Origin of the sequence: Streptomyces sp. V2I9, assembly GCF_030817475.1 — a bacterium.
GTDB lineage: Bacteria > Actinomycetota > Actinomycetes > Streptomycetales > Streptomycetaceae > Streptomyces.
In genome coordinates this window covers 2092773-2108427 of record NZ_JAUSZJ010000002.1, presented here as the reverse complement: position 1 = coordinate 2108427, position 15655 = coordinate 2092773, and the positions used below count along the sequence as shown (strand labels likewise).

Genomic DNA, 15655 nt, shown 5'->3' with positions numbered 1-15655 from the left:
GCGGGGACGGGAAGGGAAGGAGGGCGGACGGGGAGGGCCCGGGTGGGGGAGGAGGGCTCAGGTGACGGTGGGGCGCTGCTGGAACGCGGGGGCGAGGTGGGCCCCGGAGGCAGCGATGTCGCGCAGCTCGACCACCGCGCGCAGCACGTCGGCGTGCGTCACGTACAGGGAGTTGAAGCCGAAGCGGAGCAGGTCGGGGGCGCGCATGTCGCCGATCACGCCGCGGGCGGTGAGCGCCGCGACCAGCGGGTACGCCTCCGGGTGCCGCAGCGCGACCTGGCTGCCCCGGCGCTCCGGTTCGCGCGGGGTGGCCGGGGTGAAGCCGAGCCCGTCGAGGAGGAGGTCGGCGCACTCCTGGAAGAAGCCGGTCAGGGACAGGCTCTTCGTCCGCACGGCGGCCATCTCCACCCCGTCGAAGGCGGAGAGCGCGGCCTCCAGGGCGACCAGGGAGAGCAGCGCCGGGGTGCCGATCCGGGCCCGGGTGATGTCCGCCGCCGGGGTGTACGTCCCCGCCATCGCGAACGGCTCGGCGTGCCCGTGCCAGCCGGTCAGCGGATGGTCGAAGCCCTCCTGGTGGCGGTGGGCGACGTACGCGAACGCCGGAGCCCCCGGCCCGCCCGACAGGTACTTGTAGCCGCAGCCGACCGCGAAGTCCGCCTCGATCGCGTCGAGTCCGACCGGCAGGGCGCCCGCCGCGTGGCACAGGTCCCAGTGCATCAGGGCCCCGGCGGCGTGCGCCGCGGTGGTGAGCGCGGCCATGTCGTACAGCTCGCCGGTGCGGTAGTCGACCGGCGCGTACGCGGCGACGGCGACGTTCCCCGCCTCGGCGGCCAGCACGGCGGCGGCGTCCCGCGCCGGCACCCGGCGGACGTCGAGGCCGAGCAGCCGGCCCACCGAGTCGGCGATGTACTGGTCGGTGGGGAAGTGGTCCGGGTCGGTCAGCAGCAGCCGGCGGCCGGGGCGCAGCCGGGCGGCGGCGAGCAGGGTGTTGAAGAGCTGGACGCTGGTCGAGTCCCCGGCGACGACCTGGCCCGGGGCCGCGCCGACCAGCCGGCCGATCGCGTCGCCGGTCCGCACCGGCGCCTCCCACCAGCCGTTGGCGTTCCAGGAGCGGATCAGGTCGGTGCCCCACTGGCGGTGCACGGCGTCCTCGACGGCCGCCGGGACGGCGGCGGGCAGGGCACCGAGGGAGTTGCCGTCGAGGTAGACGACCCCGTCGGGGAGGAGGAAGCGGTCCCGGACGGCGGCGAGCGGGTCGGCGGCGTCCAGTGCCTCGGCGCGGGTGGTGAGGCCGGTGAGGCCGGTGGGGTCGGTCAGCATGCGGGGGCTCCGTGGTCGGGGGTGGGAGAGGCGGCAGCGCCGGTACGGGTGAGGTCCAGGGCGATGTCCGTGAGCAGGTCCTCCTGCCCGCCGACCAGCCGCCGCCGGCCCGCCTCGACGAGCAGGTCACGGGTGTCGAGCCCGTGCCGGGCGGCCGTCGCCTCCGCGTGCCGCAGGAAGCTGGAGTACACCCCGGCGTAGCCGAGCGTGAGGGTCTCCCGGTCGACCCGCACGGGCCGGTCCTGCGTCGGCCGGACCAGCTCCTCGGCCGCGTCCGTCAGGGGGAAGAGGTCGCAGCCGTGCTCCCAGCCCATCAGGTCGAACACCGCGACCACCGGTTCCAGCGGGGCGTTGCCCGCGCCCGCGCCCTGCCCGGCGAGGGAGGCGTCGACGCGGTGGGCGCCCGCCTCCACCGCGACGATGCTGTTGGCGACGCCGAGGCCGAGGTTGTGGTGGGCGTGGACGCCGATCTCGGTGGCCGGGTCGAGGACGTCCCGGTAGGCGCGGACCCGGTCCCGCACGCAGTCCATCGTCAGCCGCCCGCCGGAGTCGGTGACGTACACGCAGTGCGCGCCGTACGACTCCATCAGCCGTGCCTGCGCGGCCAGTTCGGCGGGCGGCGCCAGGTGGGACATCATCAGGAAGCCGGAGACGTCCATGCCCAGGTCGCGGGCGAGCGCGATGTGCTGGGCGGACACGTCCGCCTCGGTGCAGTGGGTGGCGACGCGGACCGAGGTGACGCCGAGCGCGTGGGCGCGGCGCAGGTCGGCGGCGGTGCCGATGCCGGGCAGCAGCAGCGTGGTGAGCCGGGCCCGGTCGAGGACCCCGGCCGCCGCCTCCAGCCACTCCCAGTCGGTGTGGGCGCCGGGGCCGTAGGTGACGGAGGAGCCGGAGAGGCCGTCGCCGTGGGCGACCTCCACGGCGTCCACGCCGGCCGCTTCCAGGGCGGCCGCGATCGCCCGTACCTGGTCGAGGGTGTAGCGGTGGGAGACGGCGTGCATGCCGTCCCGCAGGGTGACGTCCTGGACGTAGACGCGGGTCATCGGCCCGTGCTCCGTTCGGCCAGGCGCTCGGCGGTACGCAGCGCGGCGGCGGTCATGATGTCGAGGTTCCCGGCGTAGGAGGGGAGGTAGTGGGCGGCGCCCTCGACCTCCAGGTAGACGGAGACGAGCAGCCGGGCCCCGCCGCCGAGCCGGACCAGCGGGTCGTCGGCGGCGAGTGTCCGGAACTGCGGCTCCTGCTTGAGCCGGTAGCCGGGGACGTACGCGGCGACCTCGGCGGCCTTCGCGCGCACCGACGCGGCGATCCGGCCGGCGTCGGCGTCGTCGACGAGGCAGTGCACGGTGTCCCGCATGAGCAGCGCCGGTTCGGCCGGGTTGAGGATGATGATCGCCTTGCCCCGCGCCGCGCCGCCGACCCGCTCCAGGGCGAGGGAGGTCGTCTCGGTGAACTCATCGATGTTGGCGCGGGTGCCCGGCCCGGCGGACCGGGAGGCGATCGAGGCGACGATCTCCGCGTAGTGCACGGGGGTGACGGCGGAGACGGCGGCGACGACCGGCACGGTGGCCTGCCCGCCGCAGGTGACCATGTTCAGGTTGGGCGCGTCCAGGTGCTCGTCGAGGTTGACGGACGGGACGACATAGGGGCCGACGGCCGCCGGGGTGAGGTCGATCAGCGTCTTCCCGTACGGGGCGAGCGCGGCGGCGTTGCGGTGGTGGGCGGCGGCCGAGGTGGCGTCGAGGACGACGTCGATCCCGTCGAAACCGTCCAGGGCGATCAGCCCGGCGACGCCGTCGGAGCTGGTCGGCACGCCGAGCCGGCGGGCCCGCGCGAGCCCGTCCGAGTCCGGGTCGATGCCGATCATCGCGGCGGCGGTCACGAGCCCCGGTCCGCGGATCATCTTGATGAGGAGATCGGTGCCGATGTTGCCCGATCCGATGACGGCGGCCTTCACCGCACGGCCTCCTTCAGCAGGGGGGTCAGTCCGAAGAAGCGGACGGCGTTGCCGCCGAGGACCGCGTCCCGCTCGGCGGGGGCCAGGCCGCTCTCCCGCACCAGCCGGCCGATGGACTCCTCGCCCAGCGGGAACGGGTGGTCGGAGCCGAGCAGCACCCGCTCCGCGCCCATCACGTCCACCAGGAGCCGCAGCGCCCCGGAGTCGAAGACGGCCGAGTCCACGGCGAAGCGCTCGGTGTAGTACGACGGCGGGTGCGGGCTGTCGGCGCGCACGATGTCCCGCCGGTGCCAGGCGTTCTCCGCCCGGCCCAGCAGGTACGGGAAGCTGCCGCCGCCGTGCGCGAACAGCAGCCGCAGCGACGCCGGGAGCCGCTCGAAGGCGCCGGAGAGGATCAGCGACAGGATCGTCAGGTGCGTCTCGCCCGCCATCCCCGCCAGCCAGGCCAGCATGTAGCGGGAGTGGCGCGGCCCGGCGGGCAGGTCCCACGGGTGGACCAGGACGGCCGCGTCCTCGTGCGCGCAGTGCGCGAGGAATTCGAGGAGGGCGCCGTCGTCGAGGTCGCGGTCGCCGAGGTGGTTGCCGATGTGGACGCCGTGGAAGCCCTCCCGCATCGCCTCGGTGACCAGCGCGCAGGCCGCCTCGGTGTCCTGGAGCGGCACCTGGCACAGCGGGGCCAGCCGGCCGGGGGCGTGCGCGGCGTACCGCAGCAGGTGCCCGTTGACGGTCCGGCACCAGTCGGCGGCCCGCGCCGTCTCCAGGCCGTAGCCGAACAGCAGCGGCGTGCTGGACAGCACCTGCACGTCCACGCCGAGCCGGTCGAGGTCGGCGACGCGGGTGGCCGGGTCCCACAGGGTGCGGCGCACCGGGCGGTACTCGGCGGCCCCGGCCATCATCATCCCGGCGTCGGGGCCGTCCGTGGTGCGCAGCCACGGGCCGTCCTCGGAGCCGGTGATCCGGTGCGACTCGGCGCGGCCGATCTCGGGGAAGACGTGCGCGTGGACGTCGACGACGGTCATGCGCCGCCCGCCTCGTCGCGCCGGGTGCGGGGCCGCAGCTCCTCGGGCCAGTCCTTGCCCGGGTGGAGGGCGCCGCAGTGCCCGCAGGTGCGGGCGGCCTCATCGGCGTAGAAGGCGGAGAAGACCGGCGGCAGGTCGTCGACGATCGAGGTGAGCTGCACCTCGCTGCGGTGCACCAGGTGGTGGCACGCGACGCAGTACCACTCGAAGGCGTCGAGGTGGCCCTGCGGCCGGGCGAACTCGACGACCAGGCCGATGCTGTCCTCCTCCGGCCGCTGCGGGGAGTGCCGCAGGTGCGCCGGGGCGAGGAAGACGTCGCCCTCGCGGATGTGGATGTCGCGCGGCGGCCGGCCCTCCTCCTCCATGACGCGGAGCACCATGTCGCCCTTGAGCTGGTAGAAGAACTCCTCGATGGGGTCGTCGTGGAAGTCGGTGCGGCGGTTGGGGCCGCCGACGACCGTCACCATCAGGTCGGCGTCCTGCCAGATCTGCACGTTGCCGACCGGCGGCTTCAGCAGGTGGCGGTGCTCTTCGATCCACGCCTGGAGGTTGAACGGTCTCATCGTCATCGGTGCTGTTCCTCGTTCGGGTGCTGGGGGAGGTGGGCCACGGCGCTGATCTCGATCAGCAGGTGGGGGTGGGGGAGCTGGTGGACGGCGACGGTGGTCCGGGCCGGCCCGGACTCGTCGAAGTACTCGGCGTAGACCTCGTTGTAGCCGCCGAAGTCGTTCATGCTGACCAGGTAGGCGGTCACCGACACGAGGTCGTCCAGACCGCCGCCGGCGGCGGCCAGGATGGCCGCGATGTTGTCGAGGACCGCCCGGGTCTGGGCCCGGATGTCGAGGTCGGTGACGCCCATCGGGTCGGCGCTCGCCCCGGTGAAGCCGCCGTCCGGGCGGTGGGAGCTCGTACCGGAGACGAAGACCAGGTCGCCCGCGCGCCGCAGGTGCGGGAAGCGGCCGCGCGGCGGGGCCGCGCCGGGGACGATCACGCCGCCTCCCCGGTGGTGAGGCCGACGGAACCGAGCCGGGCCACGGTGGCCCGCACGTGCGTCCCCGGCGGCAGCGGTACGGCGGCGGTCGCCGCCCCGGCGAGGACGACCGTCCCCGCGGCGAGCGGGCCGGCCAGCCGGGCGGCGGCGGCCAGCGCGCGCAGCGGGTCGCCGAGGATCGCGGCCGTCGAACCGGTCTCGGCCGGGCGGCCGTCCACCTCCAGCACCACGCCCAGATTGGCCAGGGACCGCAGTCCGCCCAGGGCGGCCGCAGGGGTCCACGGGCCGAGCGCGTACCCGGCGGCGGAGGTGTTGTCCGCGATCACCTCGGGCAGCGAGAAGCGGAAGCCGTCGTAGCGGGAGTCGATGACCTCCAGGGCCGGGGCCACCGCCGCGACCGCCGCCGCCGGATCGCCGCCCGGCGCGAGGACCGCGCCGAGCAGGAAGGCGATCTCGGGCTCGATCCGGGGGTGGATCAGGCCGGAGACGTCGCAGCGCCCCCCGTCCGGGATCTCCATCCGGTCCGTCAGCCGCCCGTGGATCAGGTCGGAGACGCCCATCTGCCGCATCTTGGCGGCGCTGGTGAAGCCCAGCTTCACCCCGGTGGGCCGCTCGCCGCGGGCGAACCGCCGCGCCAGCAGCGCCTCCTGCACGGCGTACGCCTGAGTGGTGGTGGTGAGGCCGCTGCCGCCGCCGGGCAGCGGGCGCGCCGCCAGGGCGGCCGCGTCCAGCGCCTCCGCCAGGGCGACCGGGTCCACCGCCGTCGTCGTCGGGTCTGCTGCCGTCGTGGGGTCTGCCGGGGTCATCGGGTCCGCCGGGGTCATCGGGGGTCTCCTTCCGCGGCGGCGGGCCCGAAGGCCGCGCGCACCGAACCGAGCCCGTCGATACGGGCCTCCAGCACGTCGCCCGGCGCCACCGCCGCCATCGGCCCGAGCGCCCCGGTGAGCACCGTGTCCCCGGCCCGCAGCGGCGTGCCCAGCCGGACGAGCGTGTCCGCCAGCCAGACGGCGGCGTGCAGGGGATGGCCGAGGCAGGCGACGCCCGCGCCGGTGGAGACGGGCTCGCCGCGCCGCTCCAGCACCATCCCCGCGGTCCGCAGGTCCAGGTCCCGCAGCGGCACCGGGCGGGTGCCGAGCACGTACGCCCCGCCGGAGGCGTTGTCGGCGACCGTGTCCACGGCCGTGATGTCCCAGTCGCGGATGCGGCTGCCGACCACCTCGACGGCGGACAGCGCGAAGGCGGTCGCCCGGATCACGTCGGCCACCGTGTGCCGCTCGTGCGGCAGGTCGTGCTCCAGGACCAGCGCCACCTCGGCCTCGGCCTTCGGCTGGAGCACCGCCCCCCACGGCAGCTCCGCGCCGTCCGGCACGGCGGTGTCGTCGAACAGGGCCCCGAAGTCCGGGGTGTCCACGCCCAGTTGCCGATGCACGGCGGGCGAGGTCAGGCCGACCTTCCAGCCGGTGATCCGGCGCCCCTCGGCCAGCCGGCGCCCGGTCAGCAGCGACTGCACGGCGTAGGCGGCGTCCAGGTCGCCGGCCGGCAGCAGGTCCCGGACGGGGGCGCAGGGCACCCCGGTGCGGCGCGCCCGGTCCAGGCGTTCGGCGGCGTCGCGCACCGCCGGGTCGTTCCGGGTCGTCGTCACAGCTTTACGCACACGTTCATCGGCTCCGAGAAGAAGTCCAGGGAGTGGTCGCCGCCCTCGCGCCCGATGCCGGACGCCTTCACCCCGCCGAACGGGGTGCGCAGGTCGCGCAGGTTCCAGGTGTTGACCCAGGCGATGCCCACGTCGAGGGCCGGGGCGACCCGGTGGGCGCGGCGCACGTCACCGGTCCACACGGTGGCGGCCAGCCCGTACGGCCCCGCGTTGGCGAGCGCCAGCGCCTCCTCCTCGGTGTCGAACGGCGCCAGGTGCACGACCGGGCCGAAGATCTCGTCCCGGACCGCCGGATGGTCCTCCGGCAGCCCGGTCAGCACGGTGGGCTCCACCCAGAAGCCGCTGTCCCGCTCGTCCCCGAAGCGCGGCACCCCGCCGCCCGCCAGCACCTCGCCGCCGTCGGCGGCGGCCCGCTCCAGGTGGCCCAGGACCTTGTCGCGGTGGGCGGCCGACACCATCGGCCCGTAGCCGGACAGCTCCTTCGCCCCGGCGGCCAGCGCCGCCGCGAACGCGTCGTACACCGGCCGCTCCACGTACACCCGCTCGGTGCACAGGCAGACCTGACCGCTGTGGGTGAAGGCGGACCGCAGGGTGCCCGCCACCGCCTCCTCCAGGTCGGCGTCCGCGAAGACCAGGCCCGCGTTCTTGCCGCCCAGTTCGAAGGAGACCGGCGCCAGCCGGGCCGCCGCCGCCCGCATGATCTCCGTACCGGTGCGGGACGCCCCGGTGAAGGCGACGGCGTCCACACCGGGGTGCTCGGTCAGCCACTGGCCGGCCGCGTCCGGGCCCCGCCCGTGCACGAGGTTGAAGACGCCCGCGGGAACGCCCGCCTCATCCATCACCTCGGCCAGCAGACAGGCCGTTCCGGGGGTCAGCTCGGACGGCTTGGCGACGACCGTGTTGCCGGTGGCGAGGGCCGGGGCGACCTTCCAGGTGAGCAGCAGCAGCGGCAGGTTCCACGGCGACACCACCGCGACGACGCCGAGCGGCTTGCGCACCGTGTAGTTCAGAGCGCCCCGGCCGTCGGGCGTCGGGGTGTGCCAGGACCGCTCGCTCCGCCCGGCCAGCAGCTCCGCATAGGAGCGAAAATTGGCCACCGCGCGCGGGATGTCGACCGCCGAGGCCAGCTCGCGGGGCTTGCCGGTGTCGGCGCACTCGGCGGCGCGGAACTCCTCGAAGCGCGCCTCGATCCCGTCGGCGATCCGGTGCAGCAGCCGCGACCGCTCCGCCGGACTCCACGCGGCCCACGGCCCGCGCAGCGCCGCGCGGGCCGCGCCCACGGCCCGGTCGACCAGCTCCCGCGACGCCTCCGGCACCGCGCCGACGGTGCGGCCGGTGACCGGATCGACGAGCGGGAACGGCACGCCGGACGCGTCGAACCCGCCTCCTACGTAATGCCGCACGGGCGAACTCACCTTGCAGACCTCCGTTGCTGGGCCGGGAGCTGTCCGAAACTCGCCCCGGTGCGTGCCGGTATAGTGCGCCCACCCAGCTATGCCGATCCAATGCCGATCGGTACGAGATCCATAGCGATCCTGGTATGCCGCGGCACGGCCCCGCCCCGGGCGCCCCGCCGCCTCCCCGGAAGGAGTCCCGGCGATGGACCTCCTGGACGGCCGGCTGAAGTTCCGGCACCTGACCCTGCTCATCGCGGTGTACGACCACGGAAGCGTCGGCCGGGCGGCGGAGAGCCTCCACCTCACCCAGCCCGCCGCCACCCGCACCCTGCGCGAACTGGAGGCCGTCGCCGAACTCCCGCTCTTCGTCCGCGTTCCGCGCGGTATGCGGCCCACCGTCTACGGCGAGGCGCTCGTCGGCCACGCCCGCGCGGTGGTCGCCGAGATCCGGCGGGCCAAGGAACACCTCACCGGACTGCGCCAGGGCCAGGACGGCACGGTCACCGTGGGCACCCTGCTCGCCGGGGCCAACGTCCTGCTGCCGCGGGCCGTGGCCCGCCTCAAGAGGGAGCGCCCCCGGCTCACCGTCGTGGTCCGCGAGGGCACCCCCGACGTCCTCCACCCGGCCCTGCTCGGCGGCGAACTCGACCTCATCGTCGGACGGGTGGGGCCCGCCCCCGGCGGCGGTGAGGCGCTGCGGCAGCGGATGCTCTACCGCGAGCCGATCCGGCTCGCCGTCCGCGCCGGGCACCCGCTCCTGGCGGAAGGTCCGGCCGGGGGCACCCTCGCGCTCACTGACGCGCTCGCCCACCCGTGGATTCTGCCCGTCGAACAGACGGCCCTGCGCCAGGAGTTGGCCGCCCTCTTCGTCGACCGGGGGCTGGCGCTCCCCGCCGACCGGGTGGAGTGCACCTCCATCCTCACCATGCGGGCCCTGCTCCTCCAGACCGACATGGTGGCGCTCCTGCCCGAACTGGTCCTGCGCGGCGACGAGCACCTCGCCGCGCTGCCGGTCGAACTCCCCTCGGTGGGCCGCACGGTGGGCGTCACCGAGGCCGCCCACCGCACCCGCACCCCCGCCCTCGAAGCCCTCCTGTGCCACCTCGACGAGGAGGCGGCGCTGCTCCGCGCGAGCCTCGACGGCGGGGCGCAGGGGTGACGGAGCGACGGGTCCGGTGCGGCGGGGCCGGAGCAGCGGGGCCGGGCCGGCACCCCGGCGAGGTCCGCCGACGGCGGCGGCCCGGCGGCCCGGCGTGATCCCGACGGAAGGACCTGGCCCCGGCCCCCCTGGTCATGCGCCCGTACGGGCCCGGCCGTCCGCCCACCACGCCCACCGGACGCACGAGAGGACCATCAGGGCTGAGCCAGCTTCTGGAAGAGCGCGTCGATCTCCGCCCGGTCGGCGACCAGCGGGAGGGTGTCGAAGGTCAACTCCCACGCACTGTCGGGGCCGAAGCGTTCCACGATCCCGAACGGGATGTCCTTGCCCTTCGCTCCGGAAACCGTGCCGTGCCACTCCATGTAGGTCGTGGTCCTGCCGAAGGCGGCTTGGCCGGCCTTGAACCGGACGTCCGCCGTGCCGAAGAACCGCTGGAGGTAGGCCCGTTTGCCGGCGTCCGTCCTCAGCGGAGCGTCCAGCCCCGGTCCCGTCAGCCGCGCGTTGCCCATGCGGCCGAGCAGGGCGTCCGTGTCCTCCCCGTTCCATGCCGCGAGGCGGTCCGGAATCTCCGCGGCCGTCAGGCGTCCGGGCGCCGGGCCCCGGGACGGAGCCGGGCCGGAATCCGCGATCCCGTCGAACAGCGCCTCGGGCGCCAACTCCGGGACCGTGTCCCGGAACAGGACGTAGCGGTCGTAGTAGCGGCGGGCCTGGAGCGACTTGCCGTCGTCCCCGAGGACATTGCGCGCGATCTGCGGGTAGGCCACCTTGTGGCCCTTCAGCGTGGCCTCGTTCCACTGGCCGAACATCGTGACGGCTCCGTCGGCCACCACGTTCGTGCCCCGGTACCGCAGGTCGGGGACCAGGCGCAGAGAGCCGGTGATCGAGGTGCCGATCACGGTACGGCCGCGCTGCGGGGCGCTGCCCGCCTCCCAGAGGGTGGCGTCCTCGTCGAAGATGTCGAGGTAGGCCCTCACGCGGGGGTGGTTCAGGTCCCCGACAGCCGGAGGAGTGGCGGTCGGCAGTTCACCGAAGGTGATCTGACGCCGCATGAACGCGCAGACGTTCGGGGTGATCCGGCCCTCCAGCAGCTCGACCTCCGAGCGTACGTCCGGGCAGTCGCCGCGGGCGGCGGCCCTCTCACCGCCCGGAAGCGCCGTCGCCGAGGTCGCCACCCCCGTGACGACCGCGAGCACCACGGCTCCCACCACACCACGCCGACACGCGAACATTCCGTACCTCGTCTCATCCCGCCCGATGCGGCCCGTCGCCGCCCGTGGAGATCAACATGCCCGCCCGCCGGGGCAGAGGTCGATTACCTCCGGGGTAATGGCCGAGGTCAGAGGGGGTGCACACTCTTCTCCACGGGCAGGCGGCCACACGCGCAGGCCGGTACGGAGGCGGCCGCGGAGGGAGGCCGGTGGGCAGACGGACACGCGGACAGGCCGGTACGCAGGCGGCCACGCGGGCAGCCGGGTACGCAGACAGGAACGCGGGCCCGCAGGGCGTGGCGGGCCGTGACCACGCATGGGGCCCCCGGCATCGGAGGCCACCCGGCCCCGGCTGATACGGCGGCGGGCACCAGGAGCAGCGGGCTCGAACGGCGAGACGGTCCGCCCCCTGGCAGGAGCCGCCCGCCCCCGAGCGCCGGTCCCGGCCGGGCTCACCGCCGCGGCGCCGCCGTGGACCCCCGGATCATCAGTTCGGCCGCGATGGTGGCGATGCCCCCCGGCGGCGGGTTCTCCTTGCCCATAGCGAGCCGTCCGGCGCGGGCCCCCGCCTCGAAGAGCGGCAGCCGGACCGTCGTCAGGGCCGGGACCGCGTCCACCGAGAACGGCAGGTCGTCGAAGCCCGCGACCGAGATGTCCTGCGGGATGCGCATCCCCTGGTCCCGTACGGCCGCGCACGCGCCCAGCGCCACGGTGTCGTTGGCGGCCACGATCGCGGTGATGTCCGGAGCCCTGCGCAGGAGTTCGAGGGTGGCCTCGTAGCCCGAGCGCCGGTCGTACGGGCCGTGCACGGTGAGCCGGTCCTCCTCGCCGGAGTCCCTGTCGCCCGCCGGAACGGTGGCGATGCCGGCCGTGCGCAGCGCCTCCCGGTGGCCCTCCAGCCGGTGCCGGGTGGTGGTCCGCTCCGGGGGCCCGGCGACGTAGCCGATCCTGCGGTGGCCGAGCGCTGTCAGGTGCTCGGTGAGCCGGCGTCCGCCACCCCGGTTGTCGAAGGCGAGCGCGGCGACGAGCGCGTCCCCCTCGGGCAGCGGGGGCCGCCCGCAGAAGACGATCCGGGTGCCCGCGTCCGCGAGCTTCGCCAGTTTCGCTGCGATGGCGGCCTGGTGCGACGGGAACTCGACCGCGCCCCCGGTGAGGACGACGGCGGCGGCGCGCTGGCGCTGGAGGAGGGTGAGATAGGTGAGTTCACGCTCCGGGGAGCCTCCGGTGTTGCAGATGACGGCCAGCTTCTCGCCGCCCGCCCGCCCCGAACCGTCTCCGGGGCCGCCGATCTGCGTCTGCGCCGCCCCCGCCATGATCCCGAAGAACGGGTCGGCGATGTCGTTGACCAGGATGCCGACCAGGTCCGAGGTGGCCGCCGCGAGGGAGCTCGCGGGACCGTTGAGCACGTAGTCGAGGTCGTCCACCGCGCGCAGGACCCGTTCGCGGGTCGAGGCCGCCACCGGGTAGTTGCCGTTCAGTACGCGGGAGACGGTGGCCGGCGACACCCGGGCGCGCGCCGCCACATCCGCCAGGGTGACTGTCATCGCTGTCCTCCGTGGAGATCCCGTGCGGCCCCTCTTGTCCGGCCGCTTGCGGCAGGCTAGCGTCATCTCCGATAGAAAGCGCTTGCTACGACGGTACGGGAGGGGTGTTCGTGACACGCAGGACGGTGCGCATCGCCATGAACGGCGTCACGGGGCGCATGGGGTACCGGCAACACCTGGTCCGCTCGATCCTCGCGATCCGCGAACAGGGCGGCCTCGACCTCGGCGGCGGCGACGTGCTGTGGCCCGAGCCCGTGCTCGTCGGCCGCAGGTCCCACGCCCTGGAGGACATCGCCGGGCGCCACGGTCTGACCGAGTGGTCCACGGACCTGGACGCGGTCCTGGCGGACGACACGGTCGAGATCTACTTCGACGCCCAGGTCACCTCGGCCCGCCTGGAGGCGATCAAGAAGGCCGTCGCGGCGGGCAAGCACGTCTACACCGAGAAGCCGACCGCCGCGGACCTGGAGGGGGCGCTCGACCTGGCCCGGCTCGCTCGCGACGCCGGTGTCAAGAACGGCGTCGTCCAGGACAAGATCTTCCTGCCGGGCCTGCGCAAGCTGAAGCGCCTGATCGACGGCGGGTTCTTCGGCGAGGTCCTCTCCGTGCGCGGGGAGTTCGGCTACTGGGTCTTCGAGGGTGACTGGCAGAAGGCCCAGCGCCCCTCCTGGAACTACCGCGCGGAGGACGGCGGCGGGATCGTCGTCGACATGTTCCCGCACTGGGAGTACGTGCTCCACGAGCTGTTCGGCCCCGTCGCCTCCGTCACCGCCCACGTCCGGACGCACGTGCCGCGCCGCTGGGACGAGCGGGGCGAGCCGTACGAGGCGACCGCCGACGACGCGGCGTACGGGATCTTCCAGCTGGCGAGCGGGGCCGTCGCACAGATCAACTCCTCCTGGGCGGTACGGGTCAACCGCGACGAGCTGGTCGAGTTCCAGGTCGACGGGACCCACGGCTCCGCCGTCGCCGGTCTGCGCAACTGCCGTGTCCAGCACCGCTCGACCACCCCGAAGCCCGTCTGGAACCCGGACCTCCCGGTCACCGGGCCCTTCCGCGACCAGTGGCAGGAGGTCCCGGACAACGAGGAGTTCGACAACGGCTTCAAGGCGCAGTGGGAGCTGTTCCTGCGTCATGTGGCCCTGGACGAGCCGTACGCCCGGGACCTGCTGGCCGGCGCCCGGGGCGTCCAACTGGCCGAACTGGGCCTGAAGTCCTCCGCCGAGGGCCGCCGCTTCGACCTCCCGGAGCTGACCCTGTGACGTACCGCTTCGACCGCCCGGAGCCGACCCTGTGACGTACCGCCCGACCGTCCGGCGCACCGACGGGGAGCCGCTGCCGTGACGACCGTGATCCACCTCCCGCAGGGGCCCTACACCCCCCGCGCCACCCCGCTCGACCTGCCGTCGGGGGCGGCGCCCACCTCCCGCACGGTCTTCTCCGCCGCGCACGTGGTCGCGGACCCGTACGCGGACACCGGCCCGGACGGTCCGGCCGCCGTCGACTGGGAGACCACGCTCGCCTTCCGCCGCCACCTGTGGGCCCATGGCCTCGGCGTCGCGGAGGCCATGGACACCGCACAGCGCGGGATGGGGCTGGACTGGGCGGTCGCGGCCGAACTGATCCGCCGGTCGGCCGCCGAGGCCAGGGCCGTGGGGGGCCGGATCGCCTGCGGCGTCGGCACCGACCAGCTCCCCGACGGCGGTACGCCCACCCTCGCCGAGGTCACGGCGGCGTACGAGGAGCAGTTGGCGCTGGCCGAACAGCACGCCGTCCAGCCGATCCTCATGGCCTCGCGCGCCCTCGCCCGCGCCGCCCGGGGCCCCGAGGACTACCTCACCACCTACGCCCACCTCCTGCGCCAGGCGTCCGAGCCGGTGATCCTGCACTGGCTGGGCCCCCTGTTCGACCCGGCCCTGGAGGGCTACTGGGGCAGCGCCGACCTCGACGCGGCCACCGGCACCTTCATCGAGGTCGTCGCCGAACACCCGGACAAGGTCGACGGCGTCAAGATCTCCCTCCTGGACGCGGCCCGTGAGATCGACGTCCGCCGCCGCCTGCCGGACGGGGTGCGCTGCTACACCGGTGACGACTTCCACTACCCCGAGCTGATCGCGGGCGACGAACGAGGCTTCAGCCACGCTCTGTTGGGCATCTTCGACCCACTGGGCCCGCTGGCCGCGCACGCGGTACGGGTGCTGGACACCGGGGACGTCGAGGGCTTCCGGGCCCTGCTGGACCCCACGGTCGAGCTGTCCCGCCACCTCTTCCGGCACCCCACCCGCTTCTACAAGACGGGCGTGGTGTTCCTGGCCTGGCTGGCCGGTCACCAGGACCACTTCACGATGGTGGGCGGACTCCAGTCGGCGCGCTCGCTGCCGCACCTGGCGAAGGCGTACGAACTGGCGGACGGTATCGGCCTGTTCCTCGATCCGGGGCTGGCGGCGCACCGTATGCGCGCCCTGCTCGCGGTCCACGGAGGCGCCCGATGACGCACGACCTCGCTCGCCTGAGCATTAATCAGGAAACCATCAAACAGTGGTCGTTGGAGGAGCTGGTCGAAGGCTGCGTCAAGGCGGGCATCGGCAAGGTGGGCCTGTGGCGCGCCCCCGTGCAGGCGTACGGCGTCGAGCGCACGGCGCGGCTCCTGTCCGAGGCCGGACTCACCGTCACCAGCCTCTGCCGGGGCGGCTTCTTCACCGCCCTCGAACCTGCCGACCGCGCCCGCGCCCTGGACGACAACCGGGCGGCGATCGACGAGGCCGCGGCCCTGTCCACCGACACCCTGGTCCTGGTCTCCGGCGGCCTCCCGCCCGGCAGCCGCGATCTCCACGGGGCGCGCGAACGGGTGGCGGACGCGCTGGCGGAGCTGGCCCCGTACGCCGCCGAGCGTGGGGTGCGCCTGGCGATCGAGCCCCTGCACCCGATGTACGCGTCCGACCGCTGCGTGGTCTCCACCCTCGGTCAGGCCCTGGACCTCGCGGAGCGCTTCCCGGCCGAGCGGGTCGGCGTGGTCGTCGACACCTACCACCTCTGGTGGGACGACCGGGCCTTGGCCGAGATCGCCCGCGCGGGGGCGGGCGGCCGTATCCACGCGTTCCAGTTGGCCGACTGGATCACTCCGCTGCCGGCGGGGGTTCTGCTGGGCCGTGGCCAACTGGGCGACGGGAGCGTGGACTTCCGCGCGTTCCGGAGCGCGGTGGAATCCGCCGGCTTCGACGGCCCGATCGAGGTGGAGATCTTCAACGAGGCGCTGTGGCCCCGCGACGGGGCGGAGGTCCTCGCGGACGTTACGGAGCGCTATGTGCAACATGCCTGTTGAGAGCCCTGTCCGGGACCGAAGGTAAAGAGATCGCAAAGGGCTGCAACCTTTGCGTACCCTCTCGGGTCACACAGGGCGTCGGGACTT

At 74.3% G+C, this 15655-nt stretch carries 15 protein-coding genes; 4 read left to right on the top strand and 11 right to left on the bottom strand.

Annotated elements, in window-relative coordinates:
* Positions 1 to 57: 57 nt before the first annotated feature.
* The 9 genes from kynU to QFZ71_RS09220 all read right to left on the bottom strand — a co-directional run bounded on the left by kynU (position 58) and on the right by QFZ71_RS09220 (position 8341).
* Positions 58 to 1320 carry a kynureninase gene (gene kynU, locus QFZ71_RS09260; RefSeq protein WP_307667781.1) on the bottom strand — a complete coding sequence of 421 codons (1263 nt, stop codon included), beginning with the start codon at positions 1318 to 1320 and terminating at the stop codon, positions 58 to 60.
* Positions 1314 to 2363: a 4-hydroxy-2-oxovalerate aldolase gene (gene dmpG, locus QFZ71_RS09255; RefSeq protein WP_307667780.1), complete on the bottom strand. Its 1050-nt coding sequence runs from the start codon at positions 2361 to 2363 to the stop codon at positions 1314 to 1316. Before dmpG ends, kynU begins: the two co-directional genes overlap by 7 nt.
* Positions 2360 to 3220, bottom strand: coding sequence for an acetaldehyde dehydrogenase (acetylating) (locus QFZ71_RS09250; RefSeq protein ID WP_373465187.1), 861 nt, complete (start codon positions 3218 to 3220; stop codon positions 2360 to 2362). Before QFZ71_RS09250 ends, dmpG begins: the two co-directional genes overlap by 4 nt.
* Before the next feature lie 50 nt (positions 3221 to 3270).
* Entirely contained in the window at positions 3271 to 4293 is a 1023-nt protein-coding gene (locus QFZ71_RS09245; protein WP_307667778.1) for an amidohydrolase family protein, read from the bottom strand.
* Positions 4290 to 4862, bottom strand: coding sequence for a 3-hydroxyanthranilate 3,4-dioxygenase (locus tag QFZ71_RS09240; protein ID WP_307667777.1), 573 nt, complete (start codon positions 4860 to 4862; stop codon positions 4290 to 4292). The genes QFZ71_RS09245 and QFZ71_RS09240 overlap by 4 nt, the downstream gene beginning before the upstream one ends.
* A complete protein-coding gene (locus QFZ71_RS09235) occupies positions 4859 to 5284 on the bottom strand; it encodes a RidA family protein (protein ID WP_307667776.1) in 426 nt (141 codons plus the stop codon). The genes QFZ71_RS09240 and QFZ71_RS09235 overlap by 4 nt, the downstream gene beginning before the upstream one ends.
* Positions 5281 to 6042, bottom strand: a complete 762-nt coding sequence (locus tag QFZ71_RS09230; RefSeq protein WP_307671384.1) for a 2-keto-4-pentenoate hydratase — start codon at positions 6040 to 6042, stop codon at positions 5281 to 5283. Before QFZ71_RS09230 ends, QFZ71_RS09235 begins: the two co-directional genes overlap by 4 nt.
* A 62-nt stretch (positions 6043 to 6104) precedes the next feature.
* Positions 6105 to 6926, bottom strand: coding sequence for a 2-keto-4-pentenoate hydratase (locus tag QFZ71_RS09225; RefSeq protein ID WP_307667775.1), 822 nt, complete (start codon positions 6924 to 6926; stop codon positions 6105 to 6107).
* On the bottom strand, positions 6923 to 8341 hold the full coding sequence (locus tag QFZ71_RS09220; RefSeq protein ID WP_307667774.1) for a 2-hydroxymuconic semialdehyde dehydrogenase: 1419 nt from the start codon (positions 8339 to 8341) through the stop codon (positions 6923 to 6925). The genes QFZ71_RS09225 and QFZ71_RS09220 overlap by 4 nt, the downstream gene beginning before the upstream one ends.
* Positions 8342 to 8537: 196 nt before the next feature.
* On the opposite strand from QFZ71_RS09220, the gene QFZ71_RS09215 reads away from it, so the two are divergent.
* Positions 8538 to 9494, top strand: a complete 957-nt coding sequence (locus QFZ71_RS09215) for a LysR substrate-binding domain-containing protein (RefSeq protein ID WP_307667773.1) — start codon at positions 8538 to 8540, stop codon at positions 9492 to 9494.
* 194 nt (positions 9495 to 9688) lie between these two features.
* Here the strand turns inward: QFZ71_RS09215 and QFZ71_RS09210 are convergent, their stop codons facing one another.
* Entirely contained in the window at positions 9689 to 10690 is a 1002-nt protein-coding gene (locus QFZ71_RS09210; RefSeq protein WP_307667772.1) for a hypothetical protein, read from the bottom strand.
* 464 nt (positions 10691 to 11154) lie between these two features.
* Complete coding sequence (locus QFZ71_RS09205; RefSeq protein ID WP_307667771.1) at positions 11155 to 12246, bottom strand: LacI family DNA-binding transcriptional regulator; 1092 nt, start codon at positions 12244 to 12246, stop codon at positions 11155 to 11157.
* Between the two features lie 110 nt (positions 12247 to 12356).
* Here QFZ71_RS09205 and QFZ71_RS09200 point away from each other — a divergent pair, with 110 nt between their 5' ends.
* The 3 genes from QFZ71_RS09200 to QFZ71_RS09190 all read left to right on the top strand — a co-directional run bounded on the left by QFZ71_RS09200 (position 12357) and on the right by QFZ71_RS09190 (position 15568).
* Positions 12357 to 13508: a Gfo/Idh/MocA family protein gene (locus QFZ71_RS09200; protein ID WP_307667770.1), complete on the top strand. Its 1152-nt coding sequence runs from the start codon at positions 12357 to 12359 to the stop codon at positions 13506 to 13508.
* A gap of 78 nt (positions 13509 to 13586) precedes the next feature.
* Positions 13587 to 14738, top strand: a complete 1152-nt coding sequence (locus tag QFZ71_RS09195; protein WP_307667769.1) for a dihydrodipicolinate synthase family protein — start codon at positions 13587 to 13589, stop codon at positions 14736 to 14738.
* The gene (locus tag QFZ71_RS09190; RefSeq protein ID WP_307667768.1) at positions 14735 to 15568 is read left to right on the top strand and encodes a sugar phosphate isomerase/epimerase; all 834 of its coding nucleotides are present in this window, start codon (positions 14735 to 14737) and stop codon (positions 15566 to 15568) included. The genes QFZ71_RS09195 and QFZ71_RS09190 overlap by 4 nt, the downstream gene beginning before the upstream one ends.
* The last annotated feature ends 87 nt before the right edge of the window (positions 15569 to 15655 follow it).

What these genes read in the sequence shown, in the direction of transcription:
- kynU (WP_307667781.1), bottom strand. Translation starts at nt 1,320, where the DNA reads ATGCTGACCGACCCCACCGGCCTCACCGGCCTCACCACCCGCGCCGAG.
- dmpG (WP_307667780.1), bottom strand. Translation starts at nt 2,363, where the DNA reads ATGACCCGCGTCTACGTCCAGGACGTCACCCTGCGGGACGGCATGCAC.
- QFZ71_RS09250 (WP_373465187.1), bottom strand. Translation starts at nt 3,220, where the DNA reads ATGATCCGCGGACCGGGGCTCGTGACCGCCGCCGCGATGATCGGCATC.
- QFZ71_RS09245 (WP_307667778.1), bottom strand. Translation starts at nt 4,293, where the DNA reads ATGACCGTCGTCGACGTCCACGCGCACGTCTTCCCCGAGATCGGCCGC.
- QFZ71_RS09240 (WP_307667777.1), bottom strand. Translation starts at nt 4,862, where the DNA reads ATGACGATGAGACCGTTCAACCTCCAGGCGTGGATCGAAGAGCACCGC.
- QFZ71_RS09215 (WP_307667773.1), top strand. Translation starts at nt 8,538, where the DNA reads ATGGACCTCCTGGACGGCCGGCTGAAGTTCCGGCACCTGACCCTGCTC.
- QFZ71_RS09205 (WP_307667771.1), bottom strand. Translation starts at nt 12,246, where the DNA reads ATGACAGTCACCCTGGCGGATGTGGCGGCGCGCGCCCGGGTGTCGCCG.
- QFZ71_RS09190 (WP_307667768.1), top strand. Translation starts at nt 14,735, where the DNA reads ATGACGCACGACCTCGCTCGCCTGAGCATTAATCAGGAAACCATCAAA.